The sequence below is a fragment of the Flindersiella endophytica genome (genome assembly GCF_054779015.1).
Genome location: NZ_BAAGYY010000013.1, coordinates 660217 through 686288 on the forward strand (window position 1 = coordinate 660217; position 26072 = coordinate 686288).

Genomic DNA, 26072 nt, shown 5'->3' on the forward strand with positions numbered 1-26072 from the left:
CCGAACGCCTCAGACCTGACGTGTCGAGTCGAGGTCCCAGACCTGCAGCCGGCCGCACATCCCGAACTTCCCGGGCTCGGCAGGCGTCGCGGTGTAGACGCCGGAACGGGTCAGGTGCTTGCCCGCTCCGGCCGCGAGCGCCCGCAACTGCTCACCGGTCGACTCCGCCTGGGCCAGCACACGGTCCTGCCAGAGCTTGGACCACCCCGCGGCCTTGTCGCGCACCAACGCCACCGCCGCGGCGTAGTGCTCGGCCATCGCCGCCGGTCCGTCGGCCAGGACGCGCTCCCGCAACGCGAGGTAGCCCTCGACGGCCAGGTCGCGGCGCTCCCGGGCCGGCAGGGCCACCGCCTGGGAGTAGGCCTCCGGATCCGCCAGTACGGAGGAAGGGAACGTCAGCACGGCGTCACCCGCCTCCGGCAGCCCGGCGTTCTGCATGACGACCAGGATCTCGAGGTCGCCGCTCTCGTTGACCAGGCGGTGAATCGTGCCCGGGGTGAACCACAGCAGGGTTCCGGGCGCGAGGTCGTGCTCGGCGTACCCGGAACCGCTCAACGTCTGCAGCTTCCCCTGGCCGGTCAGGACGACATAGCCTTCGGTCGACGCGGTGTGCAGGTGCGGTGAGCCTCCGCACACGTTGTCCGTTGTCGGCCAGTCGTAGACCCGCAACCGGGTCACCGCCGTGCCGCCAGGGAACCACTCACCGCCGTCGACCATGAAAACCTCCGCCCGGTGCCGACCACCCACCAGCGGCAGTCAGGCCGGGATGCCTCGTACGTCCAGGGATTTCTCCACGATACGCAAGCCGGACAGGCCTGGCATCTTGGAGATGTGGTCGTCGATCTTCCGGGCGGCCGCCCGGCCGTCCGGCCCGCTCATCAGGTGCCCGAGCACGTGCTTGACCTCGGACTCCTCATTGATCGTCGACCCCACCGGGCCCCAGAACCGCTTCAACGCGAAGCGCGCGAACTTCTGCGCCCTCGTGCTCCGCGCCAGCCGGTCCCTGGCCTGCGTCGTGTAGAACGCCACGTGCTTGGCCTCCTGCCGGGCGATCCGTACGAGCAACTCCGCGAGCACCGGGTGGCTCTGCAACTGCGCCAGCCGGTTGTAGGCGGTGATCGCGGACCACTCGTTGGCCGCACCCCAGATCATGTGCACGGCCACGTAATCCTGTCCCAGCAGCGTGCCGGCGAACGAGTGCTTGATCGGGTCGATGCGGTCCTTCCAGCCGAGCTTCATCCGGCGTGCCTTGAGCTCGTCATAGTTGACTGTCACACCGTGCAGGTCCAGGACCGCGGCCAGCGCCTCACCATGCCAGAACTCCTCCATGTTCCACATCGTCATGAAGGCGGTCACGGCAGGTTCCTTGTGCGAAGGCGTCACCAGCATGTCTCGCAGGTAGCACACCGTGTGGTATTCGACGTCGCACATATATCTCAATGTGCGCAAGGTGTCGGGTGGAAGTGGATTACGCCGGAAATCGTCGAAATCCAGGTCGTCCCAGGAAACACCACGAGACGTTTTGGTATAGGTGTCGATGTCAAAGCTCATCCGGGGACCTCCCCTTTCGCGGAGTCATTCACGTGACGACCTCAAGGTAGAGGTCGATCAGTGCTTCCAGCCGTGAACGTTGTGGAACGATTACGTTTCCGGGTCTCGCCAAACCGTCGAGCAGTACGTAACTCATGACGGGCCCCACCAGCATGCGGGTCGCGAGCTCGAGATCGACATCACGGACGACACCGGCTTCCTGTCCCCGGCGCAGCACCCCGCCGATGCGCTCCATCATCTGCGCGGGACCAGTACGCCGCCAGATCTCGGCCAGCCCCGGCACACTGAACATCTCACCGACAATCAGGCGGACCAGGGCGAGATATTCGTCGTTCATGATGATGGTCGTCACTCCGACCGCGATTTCCACCAGGCTTTCCCGTAATTCGTCCCGCGTCGTTACGGGACGGTTCCACAGTTCCGGTACGCGCTTGTCGAAGGCGTCGATCAAGGTCGAGATGACGTCCATCAGCAGCTCGTCCTTGCTGCGGTAGTAGGCGTACAACGTCTGCTTGGACACGCCCGCGCTGGCCGACACCTGGTCCATCGACGACGTACTGAACCCGTCCGCGAGGAAAACCTGCAGCGCGCCCTCACGGATCTGGGTACGTTTGCGGCGCGCTCGCTCACTTTCCCGGCGCGCGGGTTTCCTGTGAACGACTTCTCTGGACACGTTCCCGACCTACTTTCGGCCAACCAAACCAAACCGTACAGTTTGATCCACGGCGAGGCCAGACTTTACGGTTGCTTTAATCTGTGGGATGCCTTACATCGAGCTGAACAACGAGCTCGAACTCGCCGGCGGTGGCTAGGGCCGCTCGCTGGTTCGGCGTTCCTCGAACGGCAGCGGTTCGTCGTATTCGGCAGGCAGCGCCTCGTCAACCGCCTGAGCTCGGGTGCCCGCCTCCGGCATCGCCGCATCGTCGCCTCCATTTTGCCCCGATTCGCTGGGTGGATCCGGGTCCTGCCCTGCATTCGGATCCGGACCGGGGTTCGGATGGGCGACGGGCCCGACATTCGGGATCGCGGTGGGCAACGCGACGGACCGCAGCATCCGGCGGCTGCGCAACCACTGGTCCAGGCTGGCGTTGAACGCCGCGCCCACCAGCAGCGAGATCACGATGAGGTAGAGCCACAGCAGCACGGCGATCGGTGCCGCCAGCGGGCCGTAGATCGACGTGCCGCCGATCGACTCGGCCAGGACGTACCGCAGGAGGTACGAGCCGGCGATCCACATCGCGAGCGACAGGAACGCGCCCGGCAGGTCGTGCCGCCACGGCGTGCGCTCGGGCACCGCGAGGTGGTAGAGCGTGGTCAGGAACAGCGAAGTCGACAGCACGACCGCGGGCCAGTAGAGCGCGTTCAGGAAGTCGAGGTTGTCGGGCAGCAGCTGGTCGACCAGCGCGGGACCGGCCAGCACCAGTGGCAGCACGACGACGCCCGCGGCCAGCACGATGACGTACATCGTGAACGACAGCGCGCGGGTCTTGACGATGCCGCGGCGGCCACCCATGCCGTACATGATCGAGATCGTGTCGACGAAGACGTTGAGCGCGCGCGAGCCGGACCACAACGCGAGGATGAAACCGATCGAGATGATGTCGGCGCGGCCCTGGTCGAGTACGGCGTCGAGGGTCGGGACGATCACGCGCTGCACGCTGTCCTCGGTGAGCGCCTGCCGGGCCAGCCCGACGATCTGCGACTTGACGCTCTCGGCGGTCTCGACACCGAAGATGCCGATGACGTAGCCGAGGCTGCCGGCCAGTCCGAACACCAGCGGCGGCAGCGACAGGACGGCGAAGAACGCCCCTTCGGCGGCCAGGCCGGTGACGCGGTAGCGCAGGCAGATCGCAACGGTCCCCTTCAGCAGGACCCAGGGAGCGAAACCACGCGCCTGCCGCGCTTGCCGCGGAGCCGCTTCCTTGGTGATGGCCGCCATAGCGCTTACGGTAACCGCATGAGCCTGACGAACTGGGGAAGCAACCAGCCGCGGCCACTCGTGCCGTACGACGCGCGCACCTCCGACCAGGCTTTGCTCGACGCACTGTCACTGTGGGCCAAGCCCGCGCTGGACGGCCACGGCGGTGCCCGGCTCGCCGAGATCGGCGTGGCAGCGGGGTCTGAGCAGGTACAGGAGTGGGCGGTCGCCGCCAACCGGCACGGTCCTCGGCTGCTCCCCCACGCCGTTCCAGGTATCGAGATCGAGTTCTCACCAGCCTGGCACGCCCTGATCGAGCGAGCCGTCGGGTGGGGCCTGCACGCGACGCCGTGGGTGTCCGGCGAGCCGGCGGCGCACACCGTACGCGCGGCGGGGTTCTATCTGTGGAGCCAGGCGGAGGCCGGGCACGGCTGCCCGATCTCGATGACCTACGCCGCGGTGCCGGCGCTGCGGACCACGCCTTCGCTCGCCGCGGAGTGGGTGCCGAAGCTGGCGTCGACCTCCGCGGCATGCCTGGCGGGCATGTGCATGACCGAGGTGCAGGGCGGCTCCGACGTCCGCGCGACGGTCACATCGGCGGTCCCGTCGGACGACCACTATCTGCTGACGGGTCACAAGTGGTTCTTCTCGGCGCCGATGGGCGAGGTCGCGCTGGTGCTCGCGCAGGCGCCGGGCGGGCTGAGCTGCTTCCTCGTACCCCGGCGGCTGCCCGACGGCACGCCCAACCCGCGGCGGCTGGTCCGGCTGAAGGACAAGCTCGGCAACCGCTCCAACGCCTCGTCGGAGGTGGAGTTCTCAGGGACCTCCGGGTGGCTGCTGGGAACGGAGGGCCGCGGGGTCGCGACGATCATCGAGATGGTCGCGGCGACCCGCCTCGACTGCGTCCTGGGCGCGGCGGCAGTGCAGCGGCGGGCGGTGGCCTCCGCTCTGTGGTGGGCGCAGCACCGTACGGCGTTCGGCGGGCCGCTGATCGACAAGGCGCTGATGCGCAACGTGCTGGCCGACCTCGCGGTCGAGCAGGAGGCGGCGATGTGGCTGGGGCTGCGGCTGGCGCATGCGGTGGACCTGGGTGAGACGACGTTCCTGCGGCTGGCGCTGCCGGTGTCGAAGTACCTCGTCTGCAAACGCACGCCTGCGCTGGTGGCCGAGGCGCTGGAGTGCCTGGGCGGCAACGGGTACGTCGAGGACTCCGGGCTGCCGCTGCTGTATCGCGAGGCCCCGCTCAACTCGATCTGGGAGGGCTCGGGATCGGTGCAGGCGCTCGACGTGCTGCGTGCTCTGCAGCGCGAACCGGCGGCTCTGGAGTCCTGGCTGCTCGAGATCGGCGCCGCGCGGGGCATCGACCCCCACCTCGACGCGGCGGCCGAGGACGTCCTCACGTCCCTCTCCGACCTGGCCGACATCGAGTTCCGCGCCCGGCGCCTGGCCGAGCGGATGGCACTGGTGCTGCAGGGCTCCCTGCTCGTCCAACACGCCCCGGCGGCAGTGGCGGAGGCCTTCTGCGCATCCCGCCTCGGCATGGACGGCGGGCGCACGTTCGGCACCCTCCCCCGTTCGGTCAACACCGGCGAGATCCTCGAACGCGCCGGCACCTTCTGAGCGGCGCGCTTACCTGGGCCTTGCGGTTCCTCTATCCTGAGCCCATGCCATCCGTCCAGCTCCCGAGAGGCGCCGAACGCAGCTACTACGGCGGCATCAAGACCGGCATTCCGGGACTGATCCTGATCCTGCTGGGGGCATATCCCGTCCTCGCCTTGATCCTATGGCTTGGACACGATCAACTGACGAGCACTACCTACTTCGCACTCGCGGGTGGAGTGCTTCTTCATCTATTGGCGATCGTTCTTTTGCTTCCAACGATCAGGCTGGGCCGCAACGGAACGCTGACGTCCGAAGTGTGCCGTAAGTATCTTCCTCGCCTCGGAGTGATAACCGTTGTCTGCGCCCTGTACTCCGTGCTGGCCTACGGCGTCACAGACCGGCTGGCCTATACAGCATTCTCAAGCCTGACCGCGATTGTCTGCCTTTGGTGCGAACTACATTTCTACCAGATTTACCGCGCGGTCACGGCCGGGAAAGGGACTGGAGACCAGTAGCCGAGGAGCGCTACAGCCATTGACTCTAGCCGGCCCAAGGGCGCGGCCAGCGGCCTCCGAACCCACCAAGCGGACTCATCTCAACTCCGATCCTGTCGAGCGCGTCCTCACATGCCTTTGCGAACTCGAAGTAGCCCCGCACGATGTCGAACGCAATCTTCACCAACCCGGATGCCACGGCAACGGCGGCTCCGATCGCTACCGCGGAAAGAGTGTCGACAGTGAACGGCGCCAGCGCCGCCCCTACAAGCAACCCAGCCCCGCTGCTGCTAGCAAGATCTATCAGCATGCCATCGACCGACTTCTTCGCCGCTTCCTGGGCTTCGGCCTTGGCCCTGAGCGCGATGGCGATCTTCTCGCAATGCTCTTCGAGTGGACCGAGACAATCGGAATCCACCTTGTCGTTCAGATAACTTTCCAAGGCTTCAGAGGCACTGTCGGACCATCGAAGTTTGAGCTCATACATCGAGTCGTGCAGCTTACGGTTCCAAGCCTTTGCCATACCGTACAGCGATCCGGTGCCACCACTTCTGCCTTCTGGACACCAGGCATCAGCAGCGGCCCGAAGTCGGGCCGGATCTCCCGGATCCATGAGGAATTTCCGGACCTCGAGCCATCTATCCGCTATGTCAGCCGGTGCGTACCCCATAATGACATCAACAAGTTGGACGCTGGCGGGACCAGGCGGCTCTCGATTGAGCGGAGGATCGGCGCGGGTGGCCCGATTCCATCGATCCTTGTACTCGTCTACCGGAACTCTCGGGTTGTATCGGTAGTATTGTTCCTGCTCATCAGTCAGGTATTCGTCGCTCATGAGCGATCCGCCTTATTCGTTGAGACGGCGACCGATGCGCAGAAGCTCGGCAGCACTGGTTTCTTCGGCTTGCTCACTTCGGGCGGCGACGCTGTGGAGCACGGTGCGGAGCTCGCCAAATGCGTCCGCACCATCCCGAAGGAAGTCACGCACCTTCGCCCGCAGGGCCTCGTACGAACTGTCTGGATCCGAGCCCTCGCCCTGGTAGCCCCAGTCACGAGCACGAAGGAACACAGGCTCCTCGTCGAAACTGCCGGCAGTTCTCCACATGTCTCCCCCGACGCCGAAGAACTCATCACCGGCTGTGCGGATCGCAGGGCGATCTACTTCTTTCGTCAAGGCAACCTCGCTCGTAGTGCGGCCAGTGTCTGGTTGAACTCCTCGAGCCGTTCCTGGGCACGGTCCTCGAAGGACCGGCCGTCGGTCAGACCGGACGCCAGTTCGACCCGGCGGCTGACTGCCGCCTCGCCGCACTCTTGCAGTACGGCACAGATATCCGCGGCAAGTCGGGCCGGCTCGACTTCCGTCGCGTGACGAGCGCGGATGTCCACGCGGTGCGGCTCTCCGCGAAGGTCGAACTCGGCGGCCACCGCACCACGGGCACGTTCCGAGCGCACTGTTTCCGCTTGCAGGCGCCGGATCAGGTCTGAAGCTTCGGGAATGGTGTCCACCGCTGTACGAATGACGGCTCCTGCGTCGCTCGCAGCCTGGTTGTCTAGGCCAGCGGTTGCGTACACTGTCTCGGCTGCTGCTGCCGAATCTTCGCGGGCCCGCATGTGGCAGGCGAATACTTCGCGAGCCAGATTCTGTGACTGAATCGACTTTGCCCAACACGGGTCCAGGTCGACGGTCTTCACTCGCTGCGTGCCGTCGACGGTGATGCGTAGGACCTTTCGCCGATCCTCGGCGGTGAACAGTTGAGCGGACAGTTCACGTTGGGCATACAGAATCCGCTCGCCAAGCGAGCGTGACTCACCTGTCTGCATCGATTCCACCCCGTGCTTGCCCCAGTCAGACCGGCCCCAGTACCGACCAGCCGACTGTATCGCGGCGATGCCGGACAGTGTCAAGGTTCAGACCTGCGGCACAGGTGCGGCCGGTAACGGACCGCGCGGTGGCGCCTGGCCACGTCCCTTGAAAAGGGACACGACCAGAAAGCGGCTCCTTCTCACCACCGTGACCAGGAGCCGCACCAGCACCCGCATCTCTCCGCTCCCTCCGCTGATGGCTGCACTAGGCTCGTCGGGGTACGCGGCGACTGGCGCTGGGGTGGAACCGACCACCGGGGAGCCGCGTACGAGACGCAAGAGCCCGTACCGGCACCGCGCGCCTGGGTGTCTGGGTCGCTGGAACCAACGCTGACCCAGGAGGAAGCACGATGACCGACCTGACGACTCGTCTGGCCGATGCCGACCCGAAGATCGCCGAGCTCGTGGAGGCGGAGGGGCGCCGGCAGTTCGAGAAGATCCGGCTGATCCCGAGCGAGAACTACGTCTCTCGCGCCGTACTGGAAGCCACCGGCACCGTCCTCACCAACAAGTACTCCGAGGGCTACTCGCGCAAGCGTTACTACGAAGGCCAGCAGCTCATCGACGAGGTCGAGGAAGTCGCGATCGAGCGGGCCAAGGCGCTGTTCGGCGTCGAGCACGCCAACGTACAGCCCTACTCCGGCTCGCCCGCGAACCTCGCCGTCTACCTGGCGTTCATGACGCCGGGCGACACGTTCATGTCGCTGGAGCTGGCGCACGGCGGCCACCTGACGCACGGTTCGCCGGTGTCGGCGACCGGCACGTGGTTCCGTCCGGTGCACTACGGCGTCGACCCGGCGACCGGCCGGATCGACATGGACGCGGCGCGTGAGCTGGCGCTGAAGGAACGGCCCAAGGTCATCTTCTGCGGCGGCACGGCGATCCCGCGGCTGATCGACTTCGAGGCGTTCGCGTCGATCGCGCAGGAGGTCGGCGCGCTGCTGGTCGCCGACATTGCCCACATCGCCGGCCTGATCGCCGGTGGCGCCCACCCGACGCCGGTCGGGCACGCCCCGGTCATCTCGACGACCACCCACAAGACCCTGCGCGGCCCGCGTGGCGCGATGCTCCTGTCGGACGAGGAGCACGCGAAGGCGCTCGACAAGGCCGTCTTCCCCGGCCTGCAGGGCGGCCCGCACAACCACACGACGGCAGCGATCGCGGTGGCCCTGCACGAGGCGGCGACAGCCGAGTTCAAGACGTACGCGGCGCAGATCGTCACCAACGCCGCTGCCCTGGCCGACGCGCTGAACGAGCGCGGCTTCGACCTGATCTCCGGTGGTACCGACAACCACCTGATCCTGATCGACCTGACCAAGAAGGACATCGCCGGCAAGCCGGCGGCCAAGGCGCTGGACAAGGCCGGTATCGAACTCAACTTCAACACCGTGCCGTTCGACCCGCGCAAGCCCTGGTCCCCGTCCGGCATCCGGATCGGTACGCCGGCCGTCACCACCCGCGGCATGCAGGCCGACCACATGCCGCGCATCGCCGCCTGGATGGACGAGGCGATCGAAGCCGGCAAGAAGGAAGACGACGACGCCCTGGCCCGGATCGCCGCCGAGGTCAAGGAGTTCTGCTCCGCCTTCCCGATCCCCGGCTGGCCTGCCTGACCGACCCTTCGTTGAACGAACCGGCTGGGTGCGGCTCGACCATGAGCCGCGCCCAGCCGGTTTCGTCTGTGATCGCACGCGGCGACGGCTAGGAAGCTGCGGCGATCCACCAGTTGGCCATCGTGAGCGTCTGGAAGCCGAGCGACTCGTACAGCGGCCGCGCCGCCGTGGCCGAGGTCAGTGTCGCCGGCCGGTCGGCGTAGCGCTCGAGCACGGTGTGCATCATCGCGCGGGCGATGCCGCGCGACCTGTAGTCCGGCAGCGTCGTGACCCAGTAGACGCCCGCGGCGCCGCCCGCCTCGACGATGACCGTGATGCCCGCGGGCTCACCTTCCCACTCGGCCAGGAAGAACCGGATGTCCCGGCGGTCGAGCAGCCCGGCCGGGAACGCCGTCCCCTGCTCGTACGGCTGGAACGTCTCCAGCGGAAAGCCGTCGACCCCGATCCGCTCGACCACGGTCAGCAGGTCCGGCCCGTCGATCTCGGAGACGCTGACCGCCGACGGCCGCAGCGCGGGGAGCGGTGCGGGATGCCGGATCATCACCGCGAGCTGGCGTTTGACCAGGCCCTGCTCGGTCAGATCGACGGTGCCGAACGAGTCCTCCACTGTCACGCCGGCCTGCGAGGGTAGGGTCGCCTGCCGGGCGGCCTCGGCGACGTCGGCATCGGCCGGCTCGCCGGACAGCATCATCACGCGACGGCCGCGCCGGCCACCCTCGACGACGAGCAACCCGTCGGTACGCACGTATTCGTTCCCGCGGGCCTCGGCGAGAGCCGTCCAGAGCGCGGCGGCGTTGCGCACCGCACGTTCGAGATCGTCCATCCGGCAAACGGTAGCCGCGCCTCAGAACAACGTGTGCGCGATCTCCAGAATCCTGCCGTCGTCCGCGACGATCGGCACCAGCCGCCATTTGTCGAAGGCGGTGCAGGGATGGGCGACGCCGAGGCAGACGCGGTCGCCGACGGCGAGGTCGGAGGACGGGGGCAGGTCGAGGAAGCCGTGCTGGTCGTTGACCTGCGAGACCTCGACGCCCGAGGTGTCGCGACGTTCGCCCGTCACGGACTCGGCGAAGCGCACGATCGGCAGGGCCACGTCGAAGGGCACGTCGCGGCGGCCGGCGCCGATCAGGGCGCGACCCGGCTCCGGGCGGGACAGGACGTACGCCCACACGTCGATCGCGGGATGCAGGTCGGACGGCAGCGGTGTCGCCACGGAGTAGAGGCCGTCGTCGTGGGTGACGTAGCCGCCACTGCGCAGCACCACCGTCGCCGGCTCCGCGCCCGACAGCGAGGCTGCCACCACGTCGAAGTACGTACTGCCGCCGGCGCTCAGGATCGGCGGGCCGGAGATCACCCCGGACCCCGCGAGCTCCAGCCCGAGCCGGCGCACCGCCGAGCAGAGCTCGGCCACGGCGTCCATCGTCGCCTCGTCACGCGCATGGCCGACCACGCCTTCGAACGCCGAACAGCCGACCACCGCGAGCGTTCCGGTCGCAGCGGCGGCCCGCGCGACCGCGGCCCCTTCCTCGTGCGTGCGCGCGCCCGTACGCTTGCCCGGCACGCCGAGCTCCACCAGCACGGGCAGCCGGCGCGACAGTCCGGAGGCGGCCAGCGCCCGATCCAGCAGCGAGACCCCGTCCAGCGTGTCGACGTAGCCGATCACCGTCAACGCCGGGTTGGCGTTCAACGCCGAAGCCAGCCAGGCGATCCCCGCCGGATCGACGAGCTGGTTGGCCATCAGCACCCGGCGCACACCCATCTCGGCGAACGTACGCACCTGGTCGATGGTCGCCGCGGTGATCCCCCATGCGCCCGCCGCCAGCTGCCGGTAGGTGATCTCCGGCGACATCGTGGTCTTGCCGTGTGGTGCCAGCTCGACACCGTGCGACCGGCACCATGCCGCCATCGTCGCGACGTTGGACTCCAGCGCGGAGGCCCGCAGCACCATCGCCGGGAACGTCAGGTCGAACAGGCTCGCCTGGTCGGCGATGCGGTTGGGCTGCTTGCGCAGCTCCGCGAGATCGTCGCCGAACACGTCGGCGTCGTACGAAACACCTTCGAGCGTCACAGGCCGGCCTCTCCTCGTCGTACCGCTCGACCGGCTCGGGCACCGGTCAGCACGCCATCCGCCAGCACCAGCCGGCCCGCCACCAGGACGTGGCTGACGCCGGACGCGAGGCTGCGCGGGTTCGCATAAGTCGCGGTGTCACCGACCGACTCCGGATCGATCACGGCGAGGTCGGCGACGTTGCCCCGCACCAGCTGGCCGCGGCCGCGCAGCCCGAACCGCGACGCCGGACGACCGGCAAGATGCATCGCCGCGCGCCCCCAGTCCCAGTCGGCCAGCTCGCGTGTGTGCCTGCCGAGGAACCGCGCGAACGCGCCCCAGCCGCGCGGATGCGGATGCCCGCCGAGGTAGATGCCGTCGGAGCACGCCATGTGCCTGTGGTCCCTGGCCAGCGCGCGCATGTCGTCCTCGGTGCCTCCACCGGGTGAGCCGATGATGCAGCCGACGGCGAGCTCGCTCGCCACCAGCAGCTCGCAGACCAGCTCGCCGAGCCCCAGCTCGGTCCGTTTGCTGGCCTCGGCAAGCGACAGCCCTTCCAGGAAGCGGTAGCGCTCGCTGGCGACGTAGCCGAGCGTCGCCTCGGCCAGCTCCGTCTCGATGCCCGGGAACCAGGTCTGCTCGAGCTCGGTGCGTACGGCCGTGTCGGCCAGCCGGCGCAATGTCGCCTTGACGCCACCCTCCTGTACGCGCGGCGGCAGCGCCTTCATCGCGAGGATGGTGTTTCCGAACAAATGGGGATACGAGTCGAACGTCACGTCCACCCCGTCGGCCGCACAGCGCTCCAGCTGGGCGAGCAGCGCCTCGCTCCTGCCGCGGTAGTGCGACACGTGAACGGGCACGCCGCTCTCGCGGCCGAGGATCCGCGCCTCGGTCATGCCGGGCGCGCGGCCGTCGGCGTAGCTGCGTAAGTGCGAGACGTACGGTGCGTTCCACCGCGCGGCCGGCCTGCACAGCGCGGTCAGCTCGGTCAGGTCGGCGAACACGCCCGGGACGTACTCCAGGCCCGTGGAGACGCCGACCGCGCCCTCGTCGAGACCGGTCTGGACGAGCCGAACCATCGCCGCCAGCTCGTCGATGCTGGCGCGCCGGTTGTCGGGGCCCATCACCTCGTGGCGCACGGTCCCGAGCGGCACGAGGTAGCAGACGTTGATCGAGGTGCGCATGTCGTAGGACGACAGGAAGTCGGCGACCGAGCAGCCACCGGTGAACTCCGCGGGCGGCTGGCCGTCGACGGCCGCGAAGTACTGGGCGACGTAGTCGACGGTGGCCTGTGAGCCGGGTGCGAACGACAGCCCGTCCTGGCCGAGCACCACCGTGGTGATCCCCTGCCGCAGCATGGCCTCCTGGACGTCCGCGCGCTGCAGCACGGCGTCGACATGCACGTGGGCGTCGATGAATCCGGGGAACAGCAGCCGGCCGGTCGCGTCGATGACGGTCCGTGCGGTGGCATCGCTCAGATCGCCGAGCGCGGCGATCCGGCCCTGGGAGACGGCGAGGTCGGCCCGGGCGGGCGGGGCACCCGTGCCGTCGACGACCGCGCCACCGGTGATCAGAACGTCATACATGGCGAGTCGCCTCTCTCCGTGACTGCTTGAGCGGAAAACCGCACGTGTACTGCTTCTTTGGGCGGTGGCGGAACTGCTTCCCAACACCTCTCACAGTCAGTTCTAGCCGATCGCAGGAATCAGCTATGTGGCCTGGACCGATTATGGCCCGCCAAAGACCCCGAACCCGTGCTCGGGTCCGGGGTCTTCGCCGACCAAACAGGTTGTCAGGCGACGCTCACGGCCGTCCAGGTGGCCGCGACCGCTTTGGCCTCGGCGCTGTCAGCACCGTACAGGTCGTTGGCGGCCGACAGGGTGGCCTCGCGGGCACCCTTGTAGTCGGTCGTCGACGTCATGTACTCGGTCAGCGCCTTGTACCAGATCGCGGCGGCCTTCTCGTTCCCGATTCCCGTGACCGTGGAGCTGTCACAGGTCGGGCTGTCGTAGGCCACGCCGTTGATCTCCTTCGTGCCACTTCCTTCGCTCAGCAGGTAGAAGAAGTGGTTGGCGACACCGGAGGAGTAGTGCACGTCCAGGTCACCGACGTCGGCGGACCAGCAGTCGGCGCTCTGGCCATCCATCGACGGCTTGTCCATCCGGCGGATGTAGTTCTTGGCAGGGTCGAAGTCGAGGAAGATTTCCTCGCCCATGACGTAGTCGGGCACGTCCTCGGCGTTGTTGGCGTGGGCCTCGACCATCGTTCCGAAGATGTCGGACGTGGCCTCGTTGAGACCGCCGGACTCGCCGCTGTAGTCCAGGTTGGCCGTACGGCTGGTGACGCCGTGGCTCATCTCGTGACCGGCGATGTCGAGCTCGACCAGCGGACCGGCCGTGGTGCCGTCACCGTCGCCGTAGAGCATGCAGAAGCAGGAGTCGTCCCACGCGGCGTTGAACCAGTTCTGGCTCACGTGAACGTAGGACTTGGCGCCCTTGCCGTCGTCGGCGATGCCGTTACGGCCGTGGACCTCCTTGTAGTAGTCCCAGGTCTCGGCGACACCGAAGTGGGCGTCGACAGCCGCGGAAGCAGCGTCGTTGTTGGTGCCGTCGCCCCAGTTGTTGTCGTCGTCGAGGAACTTGTTGTCCTCCGGGTTGTCACTGCCCTTGGCGTCGTAGGTGGCACCGTTCCCGCGTACGGGGTCGATCAGCGTGAACTGCTCGCCCTCCTTCGTGGTGTCGACGGCGACCTCGCCGAGGTAGAGGCTCTTGCCCTTGCCGGCCTCGTTGAGCACGGTCGGGACGCTGCGCGTCACCTTGCCCGAGGTGGCGTCGACGAAGACACGCTCGCCTGCCGGAGCGCCCTTCCGCGCACCTCGGACGTCGACGCTCCAGGCCAGCAGGGGCTTGGCGCCTGTGGCATCGACGACCAGCGTCGGCTTCGACGTGGCGACCTTGAAGGCGACCGACTTGGCCGCCGCGTCGGCGGCCTTCGGAGCCGCGACGCCGGGTTTGGTGGAGATGCCGGTGCGGATCGCGCCGGACGGCGCGAACTTTCCGCTCGCGGACGTGAACTTTCCGCCGGCGTCCTGGTGGACGACGAAGTCACCACCGACGATCGGCAGTCCGTTGTAGGTCCGGTTGAATCTCACGTGACTCGAGCCGTCACGTTCGACGATGGTGTCCACCGTCGAAAGCGACTGGCCCTTGGTGAATCCGAGCTTGCCACCGTTTGCGGTGACGTTGGCGCGCGCCTTGGCGATAGCCGAGTCCGTGGTCGGCTTCTCGACACTGTCCGACCAGGGGGTACCCGAGCCGGCAAGGGCAGCGCCGCCTGTTGCCATTCCTATCGATCCCAGAGCGAGCACTGTCACCAGTGCGCCTCCGGCGCTTAGTACCGTGCGCCTCAATGGCCCTCCCTCGTAATGTCCCGCCACGTAGTGGGGTCACGCAGCGGAACGCATCCGTTTCGCTGAGAACGCTGTCAAGCGGGCATGGCGGCAAGAAAGTACTGGGCAGTAACCATTGCTTACTCTTTACCAAATGGCACGTGTTGAAATTGTCTGACGACTATGTGTAGTAGGAATTGGCCTAAAGCTGCCTAAATTGGAACCACCTCTGCTGACTGGCTCTCCCGAAAGCGCCGAAATGTCCCCTTTTTCTTTCCAAGCTGAACTCGCCGCCCTGGACCTGAAAAAGGGGATCCGGCCGGAGGCTGACCGGCCGAATCCCCACCTCGCCCTTCTCTGCTAGGACAGCGGAATCCGCAGCACGCTGCCCGTACCCACGCAGGTGCCACAGTTGCTGACGTAGGCGGCACGTCCCTTGAACGCCAGCCCGCCCGGCCCCGTCAGCCCGTCGCTCATCACGACGTGCTGCGAACCGTTGTGGCCGACCCGGATGAGAGCGCCGGTCGGGTCGCCGGAGAGCAACCCGTTCTTGGCGATCTCCAGGACGTAGAGCTTGCCGTCCTTGCCGAAGCCGACGTCGATGATGTTGGTGAAGCCGTCCGCGTAGATCGTCGGTGCCTTTCCGGGAACCACGCGGTAGACACGAGCGGCGCCGGGCACGAACGGGAACCCCGTCAGCTCCCCGACGTAGTACGCGCCGTCCGGGCCGCGCACGACGGACGTCGGCACCGGCTGCATCGGGATCTGCGTCCCCGGCGGCAGGCCGAGGAACGGTGGCGCGTCGACCATTCGGCTGGGGAAGGTCGCGACCGTGCTGACTGCGCCGCTCGGGGACACCCGCACCAGCGAGTTGCCTCCGGCATCGGCGACGACCTGGCCCCACGCCGTGGCGACCACGGAGTTCGGGTTGCTGTCAGGCTCGCCCTGGTCCGGGTTGGCGGCGGCCTCGTAGCCCGCGATGTCGGCGATCTGCATCCAGCCGCCGTTCCCCTTGCCACGCAGCAGCCACCCCGAGGCCTGCTGCCCGAGCCCTGGCAGCCCGGCGCGCATGGCGGGGTCGGCGCCGAGTCCTACGGTGAAGTACGGCTTGTCACCGCGGAACGCCACGTCGGACGGTCCGATCGCGTTCGTTCCGGTGTTCTGGTCCGCGATCGACGGCAGCCGGGTGATCACCCGTTTCTGCCAGCCGTTCTTGACGCGGGTGATGGCTCCGGTCTTGCCGAAGCAGACCGTGCCACCTTCCGGTCCGGCGAAGCACGGTCCCGTGCCACCGCGCCCCGCCTCCGCGACGTACAGCGAGCCGTCCGGCGCGAACGCGAGCCCGCGCGGGTTGTCGAGGCCACGCGCGACCGTGGTGACCCCGTTGCCCGCCTGCGCGGACGTGATTCCTGTGAGCGAGAGGGCGAGCGCAGCGCACGCGGCGATCGCAACTCCGATCCGTCTTGCCATGGTGCGGTCCTTCCTCGGGGTGACAGAACACCCCGACGAAGAACTAGGCAAGGATCCGTTGCGCCGGTTACAGATCAGCGGCAAAGCCCGCTTGACACACCTACCGGTTCACGGAACGTCAGGCGCTCACCGACGCGTAGGCGACCACGCCCCTGCGCATCGCTTCCACGGCCTGCCTTGCGGTCCGGCGCAGAGCCGTTTCGCCCGCGGCGTCGGCGATCTGGTCGGCCAGGTCGAGGATCTGCTTGACCCAGCGCACGAAGTCGCCCGCCGCCAGGCCGGTCTCGTCCAGCACGTCGGCGAGCGAGGCGCCTCCGGCCCAGCGGAACGCCGCCCAGGCGAAGTTGAGGTCGGGCTCGCGCAGGAAGTCCAGCTTGAAGTCGCGCTCGAGCGCGTCCAGCTCACCCCAGATGTGCACCAGTGCCGCGAGCGCCTGCTTGGCCGCTCCACCCGGCAGCTTGGGCGGTGTCACGTCGTCGGGCGTACGAGACTCGTAGACCAGCGCCGACAGGCAGGCCGCGAGCTCGGCGGCGTTCAAGCCGTCCCAGGTGCCCTGCCGCAGGCACTCGGCGGCGACCAGGTCGAGCTCGGTGTAGATCCGCGCCAGCCGTTCCCCGTCGGTGGTCGCGCGGGTGCCGTCGAGATAGCCGAGCGTGCCGAGCACCTCGCACACCCGGTCGAACTGGCGGGCGATGGTGTTGGAACGCTGCTCGATCCGGCGCTGCACGCTGCGCGTCTCGCGCTCCAGCTTGAAGTAGCGCTCCGCCCAGCGCGCGTGATCCTCCCGGTCGGTGCAGCCGTGGCAGGGGTGCTTGCGCAGCTCGGCGCGCAGCTCCTGCAGCGTCGAGTCCTCCCCCGCCGGACCGGCCGACCGCCGGCGCGGTCCGTCGCCGCTGTCGGCCGCGGGTGCCTTCTCGCGCAGCGCCGAGGCCAGGTCGCGCCGGGCCTGCGCGTTGCGCGGGTTGAACGAGCGCGGCAGCCGCATCCGGCCCTGCGGCTCGATCGGCACCGGGAAGTCGGTCATCGACAGCCGCCGCACCTGCCGGTCGGCCGTCAGCACGGTCGGGCGAGGCCCGTCGCCGCCGGAGACGTAGCCGGGATCGAGCACCACCGCGAGGCCGGCCCGCTTGCCGGCCGGTACGTGGATGATGTCGCCGGTACGCAACTGCCGCAGCGACTCCACGACCTGGGTGCGTTTGTCGGACCGCCGGCGCTTGGCCAGGTCGGTCTCCCGGTCGGAGATCGCCCGCCGGATGCCGGCGTACTCCATGAAGTCGCCGAGGTGGCAGGTGGTCGCCTCGCGATAGCCGTCCAGCGCCTCCTCGTTGCGCCGCACCTGGCGGGCGAGGCCCACGACGGCCCGGTCGGCCTGGAACTGGGCGAACGACGCTTCCAGCAGCTCTCTGGCGCGTTCCCGGCCGAAGTCACGGACGAGGTTGACCGCCATGTTGTACGACGGCCGGAACGACGACCGCAGTGGATAGGTACGTGTCGAGGCGAGACCCGCGACCGCTGCTGGGTCCAGCCCGGGCTGCCACAGCACGACACCGTGGCCCTCGACGTCGATGCCGCGCCGGCCGGCCCGCCCGGTGAGCTGGGTGTACTCCCCCGGCGTGATATCGGCGTGGTTCTGGCCGTTCCACTTGACCAGCTTCTCCAGCACCACCGACCGCGCGGGCATGTTGATGCCCAGCGCGAGCGTCTCGGTGGCGAACACGACCTTCACCAGGCCCTCGGCGAACAGCGCCTCGACGACCTCCTTGAACGTCGGAAGCATGCCGGCGTGGTGGGCGGCCAGCCCGCGCTCCAGGCCCTCCAGCCACTCGGCGTATCCGAGCACCAGGAGGTCCTCGTCGGGGATCTCGGCGGTGCGTGCCTCGACGAACGCACGGATGCGCTGTTTCTCCTCCGGCGTGGTCAGCCGGATGCCGGAGTAGAGGCACTGGAGCACGGCGGCGTCACAGCCCTGCCGGCTGAAGATGAACACGATCGCCGGCAGCAGCGCCTCGGACTCCAGCTTCTCGGCGACTTGGTAGCGGGTCGGTGTGAACGCGACCTTGCCGCTGTTGCGCCTGGTGCCGCTGCCCCGGCCTCGCCGGGGGCCACGGTCGTCGCGCTTGCTGACCTTCCAGTGGTCGCGGATCAGCCGCGCCAGCTCGGGGTTGACGGCCGGCCGGTCGTCCGGGCGTCCCGTGTCGGCGAACAGGTCGTACATCCGCTTGCCGACCATGACGTGCTGGTAGAGCGGCACCGGCCGCTTCTCCTCCACGATCACGGCGGTGTCGCCGCGTACGGTGGCGATCCACTCGCCGAACTCCTCGGCGTTGGACACCGTGGCCGACAACGCGACCAGCGCCACCGACTCCGGCAGGTGGATGATCACTTCTTCCCAGGCCGCGCCCCGGAACGGGTCGGCGAGGTAGTGCACCTCGTCCATCACGACGTAGCCGAGGCCCGACAGCGTGCCGGAACCGGCGTAGAGCATGTTGCGCAGCACTTCGGTCGTCATGACGACGACCGGTGCCTCGCCGTTGATCGTGTTGTCGCCGGTGAGCAGGCCCACCTGGTCGGAGCCGTAGCGGTCGAGCAGCTCGCCGTACTTCTGGTTGGACAGCGCCTTGATCGGCGTGGTGTAGAAGCACTTGCGGCCGGACGAGATCGCCAGGTGGACCGCGAACTCACCGACCACGGTCTTGCCCGCACCCGTCGGCGCCGCGACCAGCACACCTTGGCCCAGCTCGAGCGCCTCGCACGCTTCGACCTGGAACGAGTCGAGATCGAAGTCGTACAGCCGCCGGAACGCGTCCAGCGTGCCGGGGTCGCCCCCGGATGGAAACTGCTGGTCCTCCGGGGAGCTCATACGCCTGATGCTACGGCCTGAACGTTTCGGCCCGGGCACGCGGCACGCCCAGTCCCGCTAGAGCTTCGCGACCTCCGGAACGATCGAGGCGTACAGGTCGAGGTCCGCCTCCGTCCACGGGCCTTCCGGGCCGAAGATCACGTGCTCGAAGCCGAGCTCGGCCAGCTCGCCGTAGTGGTCGACCAGCTGCTGTGCACTCTGCGCACCCTCCCGGCCGCTGCCGGGAAGCGCGGCACCGCTGGCGATCGTCTTCTCGATCTCGTCGTACGGGCGGCCGACGGCCTCGCAGTGCCCGCGCAGCACGTCGAGCTTGTGCTGGAGGCCCGCCTTGCCGCCTCGGGTCGCACCGACCTCGACGCCTTCCGGGATGTCGAACAGGTTGCAGGCGTCGGCATACTGCGCCACCAGGCGCAAGGTCTTTCGTTCGCCGGAACCACCGATCAGGATCGACGGGTGGGGCGTCTGCAGGGTGTTGGGGTTGTTGAGCGGGTTCTCCAACGTGAAGTGCCCACCCTCGTACGCCGAGTTGTCGCCGGCCCACATCTGCTGCGCGATCCGCAGGGTCTCCTCCAGCTGCTCGTAGCGCTGCTTGGTCGGCGGGAAGGACAGGCCGAGCCCGGCGGCCTCCCTGCCGTTCCAGGCGGCTCCGATGCCCAGCCAGGCGCGGCCCTGGGACAGCACGTCGAGCGTCGTCACGGTCTTGATCAGCAGGCCGGGGCTGCGGTAGCTCACGGCGGTCACGAGCGTGCCGAGCCGGATCCGCTCGGTCTGGCCGGCCATGAAGCCGAGGGTGGCGTACCCCTCGAGCATCGGGTCCTCGGCGGGGCCGTTCATGCCGATCTGGAACAGGTGGTCCATCACCCAGATGGAGTCGAAACCGGCCTGGTCGGCAGTCCGGGCGATCCGGCCCACCCGCGGGCCGATCGAGGCCGGCCCGTCGGGCCAGGAGAAGTCGACGACGGAGATGCTGAGTTTCATACGCGAAGAAATCCTTTAGTCGGCTAACGTTGAGTCTCGAGAGGGTACGTTAGCCGACTAACGACTAGAGTTCAAGTACTTTGCGGAACGATTGCCCCGACTCTCCCGGCGCCGTCTCAGCGCGGGGGTGGGGTGTACAGCCGCAGCGCCGCCGGGACGCACTCGGCCGTGACGGGCAGCGGGCCGATCCGCTCGCCGTCGGCGTAGGCCGTCAGGTCCGCCGAGGCCAGGCTGATCTGCTTGCCGCGCCGCATCGTCACCGCCGGGTGGTCGAGGTGGGTGCCCTGGCCCAGCTTGGGAAACAACCGCACCAGATCGCGCCGCCGCAGCGGGGTGATCGTGGCGACGTCGAGCTTGCCGTCGGCCGGGTCGGCGCCCTCGCAGATCCGCAGTCCCCCGCCGTAGGACGAGGTGTTGCCGACCGCGACCAGCATCGCGTCGGTCTCGATCCGCTCGCCGTCGATCTCCAGGACGTACGACAGGGGGCGAAACACCCGCAGCTCCGCGACCGTGGCCAGGTCGTAGCGAGTGCGGCCGCGGACCCAGCGCATCGAGCCCACTCGTTCGGACACCCGCGAATCGAAGCCCGCGCACAGCACCGTGCTGAACCAGTGCGCGCCCACCTTGCCGAGATCGAAGTCGGCGACATGCCGGGCGACCACGATGTCAGCGGCCGCCAGCGGGTCGTTTCGCGGGATGCCCGCCGCCCGCGCCAGGTCGTTGCCCGTGCCGGCCGGGACGATGCCCAGCGCGGTTCTGGTGCCCGCGACCGCCTGCAGCGCCAGATGGACCATCCCGTCGCCGCCGACGACCACCAGGCCGTCGACGCCGCGCGCCACCCAGCGCCTGGCGAGGTCCATCGTTTCCAGACCATCGCGGCCGGCTTCCCAGCGCGCTTTGATGCCGGCGTCCCGAAGCCGTTGCGTCACCGGTTCGACGATCCGGGCGCCTTTGCCGCGCCCAGCCGTCGGGTTGACCAGGACGGCAATTTCTACACCCACGTCGGGAGCCTACTGGAGAGGGATTCCTGGTTGCTTAGTCGTCGTCCAGATTTGCGGCGTTTTCGATCGCGTCGATGTCGATGCCTTCGGCAATCAGATTGGCTCGACGGCGGCGCTCGATGAACCGGGCGATCACCTCTGACGCCAGGAACAACGCGCTCATCGGGAGCGCGAGGATCAGCATCGTGATCGGGTCTGTCGAGGGCGTGGCCACCGCCGCGAACACGAACAGGATGAAGATGATCGGTGCTCGCCACTTCTTCAGCCGGGCAACTGACAGGATGCCGACCAGGTTCAACAGGATGACGAAGATCGGGATCTCGAACGAGATACCGAAGACGACGAGCAGACGCAGGGTGAACGACAGGTAGGTGTCGAGCTGGACGAAGTTCGACACTTCCATCGGCGTGAAGTCGATCAGGACGTTGAGGCCCTTGGGCATCGCGAGGTAGCCGACCACGACTCCGATGATGAACAGCGGCGCCGCCGTGCCGACGAACACCATCGTCCACTTGCGCTCGTTGCGGTGCAGACCAGGCATGATGAACGCCCAGATCTGGTAGAGCCACACCGGCGACGACACCACCAAGCCGCCGACCAGCGAGACCTTGAGCTGAAGCATCAAAGGACCGGCGACGTCGCCGATCACCAGCTTCGCATCCAGCCCGCGCTCCTGCTTGAGCTGGTTGATCGTGCTCCAGAACGGCTCTTTGAGCAGATTGAAGATCGGCTCGTAGAAGATCCAGGTGATTACCATTCCGACGACGATCGTCAGGACCGCGATCATGAGCCGGGACCGGAGCTCTGCCAGGTGCTCGACGAGGGTCATCCGACCCTCGGGATCCTTCGGCGTGTCCCGGCCGATCTTGAGCCGGCCGATGGAGATGCTCATCTAGCTCCCCAAGGAGTACCAGCGCGGCCTGGCGTCAGGGCGCGACGTCGGATAAGGGGCCTTTACTTGGCGGACTCGGGGTCCTTCGCCGACTGCGCGGGCGCGGTGCCGTTGGCCTGGCTGACCGGTGCGGCCTGAGCCTGCGCGGGCGCCGTGTCGGCGACAGTTGCCTGCTGCTGGGTCGGAGCGACCTCGGCCGGCTTGTCTTCGTCGCGGATCTCCTTCTTGAAGATCTTCAGCGCCTGACCGATCCCAGCCGCGGCCTTCGGGAGCCTCGTGGCACCGAAAAGCACGACGAGGATGATCCCGATGATGATCAGTTCGGGTGTTCCAATAGACGGCATGGGTGTTCGGCCTCCCAATCGGCTGTACTGGCCCGATAGTACGTCCTCAAGCCACAGAACGGCGGGCGGGTGGGGGTTTGTAGTTGTGGCCGACCCCGGTCGTTCCGCTGATCTTCATGATCAACGTTCGTGCGTGGGCCGGCGTTCCTCAGGCGTTGCCGCGTGTTCCCCGCTGGCAGGCAGCGCGGCATCGATCTTACGCGTTGCCTGGTCTATATCGCGACGCAACGCCTTGTAACGATTCCACGTACGTCTGCCCAAAATGCCATGAAAAATGACGCCCAGCAGGGCAATTCCACCAAGGAGCAACCACCACATCACGCAGCGCAGCCTACCCCTCGGATGGTAGATCGTGGATGACTGGGAAGCATCGAGAAACGCCTGAGGGCTCAGTGCCCGGCGATTCGCTGAACTCGCTGCAACTCCTCGTCGCTCGCGGTCAGCTCGAGGTACTCCATCACCGGCTCGTAGCCGTAGATCGGCTGGATGATTTGCCGGCCCTTCACAAACGGCCGGGCCGGTGTCAAGCCGGCCGCGACGATCAGCTGGCGAGCGCGTTCCAGGTCATCCGCAGGCACCACCAAGCGCAGCTCCCACCCCTTCTTGTACGAGCCTTTGCGGCTCGTCCCACCGGATCGGCCGTTGGCCAACCGTTCGGGATTGGGCACTCTGACGTAACCGTTGTACGCGTTGTATAAGCGCTTGCGCGCGGCGGAGATCGAACGAGATCGGCTCGTGGCCGACTCGTTGACCTTGTCACCTGGAACTGCCATGCGGAAGACCATGCCACGAAGAAGCGGATTCGCGCATCTGTGGCGCACCTAAAAGGGCCGGAAGTGGTCAGCAAGTGCGACCTTCAGGCCCTGGTCAGAGCAACTCGTGCGTTGCAAGGAGTTTCAGGGCGCAATCAGACCTTGTCATAGGCCGCAAGCGCGTTCGCGGCGTCGGCGCGAACCGCCTCGGCGAGATCCGCGGGCTGCAGGATCCGGGCGTGGCCGCCCAGCCGGAGCGCCAGCCGCCGCAGCCAACGCGGATCGGCCACGCGCAGCTGGATCCGCAGCCGCCCGTCGCCGAGATCGTCGACTCGCTCGCAGGGGTAGTACTCCGAGACCCAGGCCGCCTCCGGCCCGAGCTCGAGCGTGGCCAGCGCGTCGTCGGGCGACGGCTGGAACAGCCCGCTCGACAGGTCACGTGGCTGGGCCCGGGTGGGCGGTGCCGCCTCCTCGTCGAGCACGCGGGCGGCCGCCACGCGGTCCAGGCGGAACAGGCGGACGTCCTCGGCCCGGTGGCACCACGCCTCGAGATAGCTGCGACCGTCGGCGATCGCGAGCTGCATCGGGTCGACGTCGCGTTCGGTGGTCTCGTCGCGAGTGGGCACCCAGTAGCTCAGGTGCAGACGGCGGCGCCGGCTGAGCGCGTCCTGCACGGTCGCCCGGATCTCGGGGTCTTCCCAGGTGTCGAGCTGGATCTCGACCTGCTTGGCCGCGGCCGAAGCCTGCCCGGAGGCCTCCTCCAGCCGCGCGATCACCCGGTCGATCAGCTCGCGTTCGGCCAACTGCCCGGACTCGCGCAGCACTCGGAGGGCGACCAGCAGGCTCAGCACCTCGTCGGCCGACAGCCGCAACGGGCGGGCGAGATAGTCGGCGTTCGACACGTGGATGACGCCTTCGCCCTCCACGGCGTCCATGTCGACCTCGATGTAGTCGCCCGGCATCATGCCCGGCAGGCCGCAGAACCACAACACGCCGAGATCGGCGACCAACTGCTTCTCCGAGATCCCGAACACCCGCGCGACGTCGGCGACCCGGGCGCCGGGATGCGCGAGGAGGTAGGGCAGCAACGCCAGCAGCCGGCGTACCTGCTCCTTGGCGCTGTTGGCTGTGCTCACCTGTGCTCCCCCGCACGTGCGGCCTGGGCTGTCTCGGTGGTGCCGGCGACCAGCGACTTGAGGTGCTGGATCACGGCGTCACGGATGTCGGGCGGATCGAGGACCACCACGTCGGATGCGTAGGCGGCGACCTCCTCGGCCAGCGAGCCGGCGTCGCCGTAGACGAGGCCGATCACGTCCCAGCCCGGATGCGCCGGATCGGCCTCGACCGACGACGCGCGGCGGCGTAAGCCGTTGCCGTGGCCGGCCCGCACCCGAAGCTGCGCCTTGCCGCGCCGCTCGGCCGGCGCGAGGCGTTCGGCCTCCGCGCGCAGGTCGACACCCTCGGGCACGGTGAAGGCTCCGGCCCGGCCGAGCAGGCGTACCTTGCCGGTGATCCGGGACAGCCGGAAGATCCTGGTGTCTTGCCGGTCCTCGTCGTGGCCGACGACATACCAGCGGCTGCGCCAGTTGAGGATGCCCCATGGCTGCAGCCGGCGGTGCTGCGGGCCGGGGCCGCCCGGCCGGCGATAGTCGAACGTGACGACCGTGCGGGACTGCACGGCGTGCCACAGCGGCTCGAACGCCTGCTCGTTGGCCGGCAGGCGAGGCTCGAGCGCGCCCAGCAGGCTGGTGTCGGTGTCGAGGCCGTCGGCGTCGAGCTTGAGCACGGCGCGGGAGGTGGCCTCGGCCAGGCCGGCGTGCTGCCAGACCCTCGCGGCCAGCCCGAGAACGGCTGCCTCCGCCGCGGTGAACGTCAGCGGCGGCACCTCGAACTCGCTGCGCTGGATGCGGTAGCCCGGCTCGTCCTCGAAGCCGGTCGAGACCTGGCCGACCTCGATCGGGATGCCGAGATCGCGCAGCTCCTCCTTGTCGCGCTCGAACATCTTCTCGAACGCCTCGGGAGTCTGCTCACGATAGTCTTCGACGAGCTGGCGGAGCTTCGCCTTGGGCACAAAGCGTCGCGAGACGAGCAGGCAGATGACGAGGTTCATCAACCGCTCGGACTTCCGCGACGGTGCCGCCACAGACGCTCGCCCCCTTCTCGCTTTCTCGTTCGAGGTCTGGGGTCGTCCCCAGGTAAGCAGAGCCGAACACCCATGCGAACGGTACCGCACTCCGGCCATCGGTTCCGGCTTGACGCGCCCTGCTCTCAGATTGCGATCGAGTACCGTCGCGGCATGATGCGTTGGCGGGACGGCGTGGTCCGCGAGGTGCGGCGAACCTGGTCCGGAGCGGTCGAGCTCCGCGTCGAGACCGAGGACGGGACCCTACCCGCGCTGGCGTACGAAGCGCTGGTCGGCACACCCGAGCCCGGCGATCGCGCGCTGCTGAACACCGCGGCGTTCGACCTGCGGCTCGGCACCGGCGGGTATGCCTTCGTGGTCGCCCTCCCCGGCCGGCTGCCCGCCGATCGTCCGGCGTCCGGCCATCTGGTCAAGGCTCGCTACACGCCGTTGCAGGCGATGGTCGGCGGCGTCGACGAGCAGGACTCGCCGCACCACCCCGCCCTGGCTGACGCCGACTCGCTGGCCGGCCTGCCAGTCGTCGTCGCCGACCTGCACTCCGCGCTGCCCGCGATCCTGGCGGGTGTCTACGATCGGCGACCCGAGACCCGGGTGGCCTACGTCATGACCGACGGCGGTGCGTTGCCGCTGGCGTTCTCCCGGACCGTCGCCGGACTCCGTTCGGCCGGGTGGCTCGCCGCGGGCACGGTCACGGTCGGACAGGCCTTCGGCGGTGACCTCGAGGCGGTCACGCTCCACTCCGGCCTGCTCGCGGCGCGGCTCGTGGCGCGAGCCGAGCTGGTGGTCGTCACGCAGGGCCCCGGCAACCTCGGCACCGGCACCCGGTGGGGCTTCTCCGGCGTCGCAGCGGGTGAGGCGGTCAACGCCGTCGCCGTTCTGGGTGGCCTGCCGGTCGCCGCGCTGCGCGTCTCCGACGCCGATCCACGGCCGCGGCACCAGGGCGTCTCGCATCACAGCCTGACGGCGTACGGCCGGGTGGCGCTGTCGCCCGCCGACGTCGTGGTGCCCGCGCTGCCGGAGCCGCTCGGCGGCTCGGTATCAGCGGCCGCCAAGCCGCTGGCCGAGCGGCATCGGCTGGTCACCGTCGGACTGGACGGGCTGGACGCGGCGCTTTCGACCAGTCCGGTGGGCCTGTCGTGCATGGGCCGCGGCCTGG

General features: G+C 68.2%; 25 protein-coding genes and 1 riboswitch. Of the genes, 4 read left to right on the plus strand and 21 right to left on the minus strand.

What is annotated here, in order from left to right; genetic code table 11:
* Window positions 1–9 precede the first annotated feature (9 nt).
* From ACYVF6_RS15315 to ACYVF6_RS15330, 4 genes are all read right to left on the minus strand, one after another.
* The gene (locus ACYVF6_RS15315; RefSeq protein ID WP_460521569.1) at window positions 10–717 is read right to left on the minus strand and encodes a cupin domain-containing protein; all 708 of its coding nucleotides are present in this window, start codon (window positions 715–717) and stop codon (window positions 10–12) included.
* A 39-nt stretch (window positions 718–756) separates the two neighbouring features.
* A complete protein-coding gene (locus ACYVF6_RS15320) occupies window positions 757–1431 on the minus strand; it encodes a ferritin-like domain-containing protein (protein WP_460521571.1) in 675 nt (224 codons plus the stop codon).
* Between the two features lie 148 nt (window positions 1432–1579).
* Complete coding sequence (locus tag ACYVF6_RS15325) at window positions 1580–2224, minus strand: TetR/AcrR family transcriptional regulator (protein WP_460521573.1); 645 nt, start codon at window positions 2222–2224, stop codon at window positions 1580–1582.
* Window positions 2225–2359: 135 nt separating this feature from the next.
* The gene (locus tag ACYVF6_RS15330; RefSeq protein WP_460521575.1) at window positions 2360–3490 is read right to left on the minus strand and encodes a YihY/virulence factor BrkB family protein; all 1131 of its coding nucleotides are present in this window, start codon (window positions 3488–3490) and stop codon (window positions 2360–2362) included.
* 18 nt (window positions 3491–3508) lie between these two features.
* Here ACYVF6_RS15330 and ACYVF6_RS15335 point away from each other — a divergent pair, with 18 nt between their 5' ends.
* Together ACYVF6_RS15335 and ACYVF6_RS15340 are read left to right on the plus strand one after the other, a co-directional pair.
* Window positions 3509–5089, plus strand: a complete 1581-nt coding sequence (locus ACYVF6_RS15335; protein ID WP_460521578.1) for an acyl-CoA dehydrogenase family protein — start codon at window positions 3509–3511, stop codon at window positions 5087–5089.
* A 44-nt stretch (window positions 5090–5133) separates the two neighbouring features.
* On the plus strand, window positions 5134–5586 hold the full coding sequence (locus tag ACYVF6_RS15340; protein ID WP_460521580.1) for a hypothetical protein: 453 nt from the start codon (window positions 5134–5136) through the stop codon (window positions 5584–5586).
* Between the two features lie 25 nt (window positions 5587–5611).
* Here the strand turns inward: ACYVF6_RS15340 and ACYVF6_RS15345 are convergent, their stop codons facing one another.
* Genes ACYVF6_RS15345 through ACYVF6_RS15355 form a run of 3 tightly spaced genes read right to left on the minus strand, consistent with a single transcriptional unit; the run spans window position 5612 to window position 7386 of the window.
* Window positions 5612–6400, minus strand: a complete 789-nt coding sequence (locus ACYVF6_RS15345; RefSeq protein WP_460521582.1) for an immunoglobulin domain-containing family protein — start codon at window positions 6398–6400, stop codon at window positions 5612–5614.
* A gap of 12 nt (window positions 6401–6412) precedes the next feature.
* Window positions 6413–6739, minus strand: a complete 327-nt coding sequence (locus ACYVF6_RS15350; protein ID WP_460521584.1) for a hypothetical protein — start codon at window positions 6737–6739, stop codon at window positions 6413–6415.
* Window positions 6736–7386, minus strand: a complete 651-nt coding sequence (locus ACYVF6_RS15355; RefSeq protein WP_460521586.1) for a YbaB/EbfC family nucleoid-associated protein — start codon at window positions 7384–7386, stop codon at window positions 6736–6738. Before ACYVF6_RS15355 ends, ACYVF6_RS15350 begins: the two co-directional genes overlap by 4 nt.
* A gap of 258 nt (window positions 7387–7644) precedes the next feature.
* Window positions 7645–7743, plus strand: a riboswitch (ZMP/ZTP riboswitch).
* Window positions 7744–7778: 35 nt separating this feature from the next.
* Here ACYVF6_RS15355 and ACYVF6_RS15360 point away from each other — a divergent pair.
* A complete protein-coding gene (locus ACYVF6_RS15360) occupies window positions 7779–9041 on the plus strand; it encodes a serine hydroxymethyltransferase (RefSeq protein ID WP_460521588.1) in 1263 nt (420 codons plus the stop codon).
* A gap of 88 nt (window positions 9042–9129) precedes the next feature.
* On the opposite strand, the gene ACYVF6_RS15365 is transcribed toward ACYVF6_RS15360, so the two are convergent.
* The 14 genes from ACYVF6_RS15365 to ACYVF6_RS15430 all read right to left on the minus strand — a co-directional run bounded on the left by ACYVF6_RS15365 (window position 9130) and on the right by ACYVF6_RS15430 (window position 24916).
* The gene (locus tag ACYVF6_RS15365; protein WP_460521590.1) at window positions 9130–9864 is read right to left on the minus strand and encodes a GNAT family N-acetyltransferase; all 735 of its coding nucleotides are present in this window, start codon (window positions 9862–9864) and stop codon (window positions 9130–9132) included.
* Window positions 9865–9885: 21 nt separating this feature from the next.
* A complete protein-coding gene (locus ACYVF6_RS15370) occupies window positions 9886–11109 on the minus strand; it encodes a type III PLP-dependent enzyme domain-containing protein (protein WP_460521592.1) in 1224 nt (407 codons plus the stop codon).
* Window positions 11106–12674 carry an N-acyl-D-amino-acid deacylase family protein gene (locus tag ACYVF6_RS15375; RefSeq protein ID WP_460521594.1) on the minus strand — a complete coding sequence of 523 codons (1569 nt, stop codon included), beginning with the start codon at window positions 12672–12674 and terminating at the stop codon, window positions 11106–11108. Before ACYVF6_RS15375 ends, ACYVF6_RS15370 begins: the two co-directional genes overlap by 4 nt.
* A 206-nt stretch (window positions 12675–12880) precedes the next feature.
* The gene (locus ACYVF6_RS15380; protein WP_460521596.1) at window positions 12881–14431 is read right to left on the minus strand and encodes a M4 family metallopeptidase; all 1551 of its coding nucleotides are present in this window, start codon (window positions 14429–14431) and stop codon (window positions 12881–12883) included.
* Window positions 14432–14836: 405 nt separating this feature from the next.
* Window positions 14837–15946 (minus strand): ScyD/ScyE family protein, encoded by a 1110-nt coding sequence (locus ACYVF6_RS15385; protein ID WP_460521598.1) that lies wholly within the window; start codon window positions 15944–15946, stop codon window positions 14837–14839.
* Window positions 15947–16064: 118 nt separating this feature from the next.
* The gene (locus ACYVF6_RS15390) at window positions 16065–18806 is read right to left on the minus strand and encodes a DEAD/DEAH box helicase (RefSeq protein WP_460521600.1); all 2742 of its coding nucleotides are present in this window, start codon (window positions 18804–18806) and stop codon (window positions 16065–16067) included.
* 57 nt (window positions 18807–18863) lie between these two features.
* Window positions 18864–19784 carry an LLM class F420-dependent oxidoreductase gene (locus tag ACYVF6_RS15395; protein WP_460521602.1) on the minus strand — a complete coding sequence of 307 codons (921 nt, stop codon included), beginning with the start codon at window positions 19782–19784 and terminating at the stop codon, window positions 18864–18866.
* A 116-nt stretch (window positions 19785–19900) separates the two neighbouring features.
* Window positions 19901–20785, minus strand: coding sequence for a YegS/Rv2252/BmrU family lipid kinase (locus ACYVF6_RS15400; protein WP_460521604.1), 885 nt, complete (start codon window positions 20783–20785; stop codon window positions 19901–19903).
* A 34-nt stretch (window positions 20786–20819) separates the two neighbouring features.
* Complete coding sequence (gene tatC / locus ACYVF6_RS15405) at window positions 20820–21677, minus strand: twin-arginine translocase subunit TatC (protein ID WP_460521606.1); 858 nt, start codon at window positions 21675–21677, stop codon at window positions 20820–20822.
* Between the two features lie 62 nt (window positions 21678–21739).
* A complete protein-coding gene (locus ACYVF6_RS15410; RefSeq protein WP_460521608.1) occupies window positions 21740–22021 on the minus strand; it encodes a Sec-independent protein translocase family protein in 282 nt (93 codons plus the stop codon).
* Window positions 22022–22141: 120 nt separating this feature from the next.
* Complete coding sequence (locus tag ACYVF6_RS15415) at window positions 22142–22342, minus strand: hypothetical protein (RefSeq protein ID WP_460521610.1); 201 nt, start codon at window positions 22340–22342, stop codon at window positions 22142–22144.
* A 68-nt stretch (window positions 22343–22410) separates the two neighbouring features.
* A complete protein-coding gene (locus tag ACYVF6_RS15420) occupies window positions 22411–22794 on the minus strand; it encodes a hypothetical protein (protein ID WP_460521612.1) in 384 nt (127 codons plus the stop codon).
* 134 nt (window positions 22795–22928) lie between these two features.
* A complete protein-coding gene (locus tag ACYVF6_RS15425) occupies window positions 22929–23909 on the minus strand; it encodes a helix-turn-helix transcriptional regulator (protein ID WP_460521614.1) in 981 nt (326 codons plus the stop codon).
* A complete protein-coding gene (locus ACYVF6_RS15430; RefSeq protein ID WP_460521616.1) occupies window positions 23906–24916 on the minus strand; it encodes a helix-turn-helix transcriptional regulator in 1011 nt (336 codons plus the stop codon). The genes ACYVF6_RS15425 and ACYVF6_RS15430 overlap by 4 nt, the downstream gene beginning before the upstream one ends.
* Window positions 24917–25069: 153 nt before the next feature.
* Between ACYVF6_RS15430 and ACYVF6_RS15435 the strand changes: the two genes are divergently transcribed.
* Window positions 25070–26072, plus strand: a 1003-nt coding sequence (locus ACYVF6_RS15435; RefSeq protein ID WP_460521618.1) for a DUF3866 family protein, incomplete at its 3' end; no start/stop codon positions are given.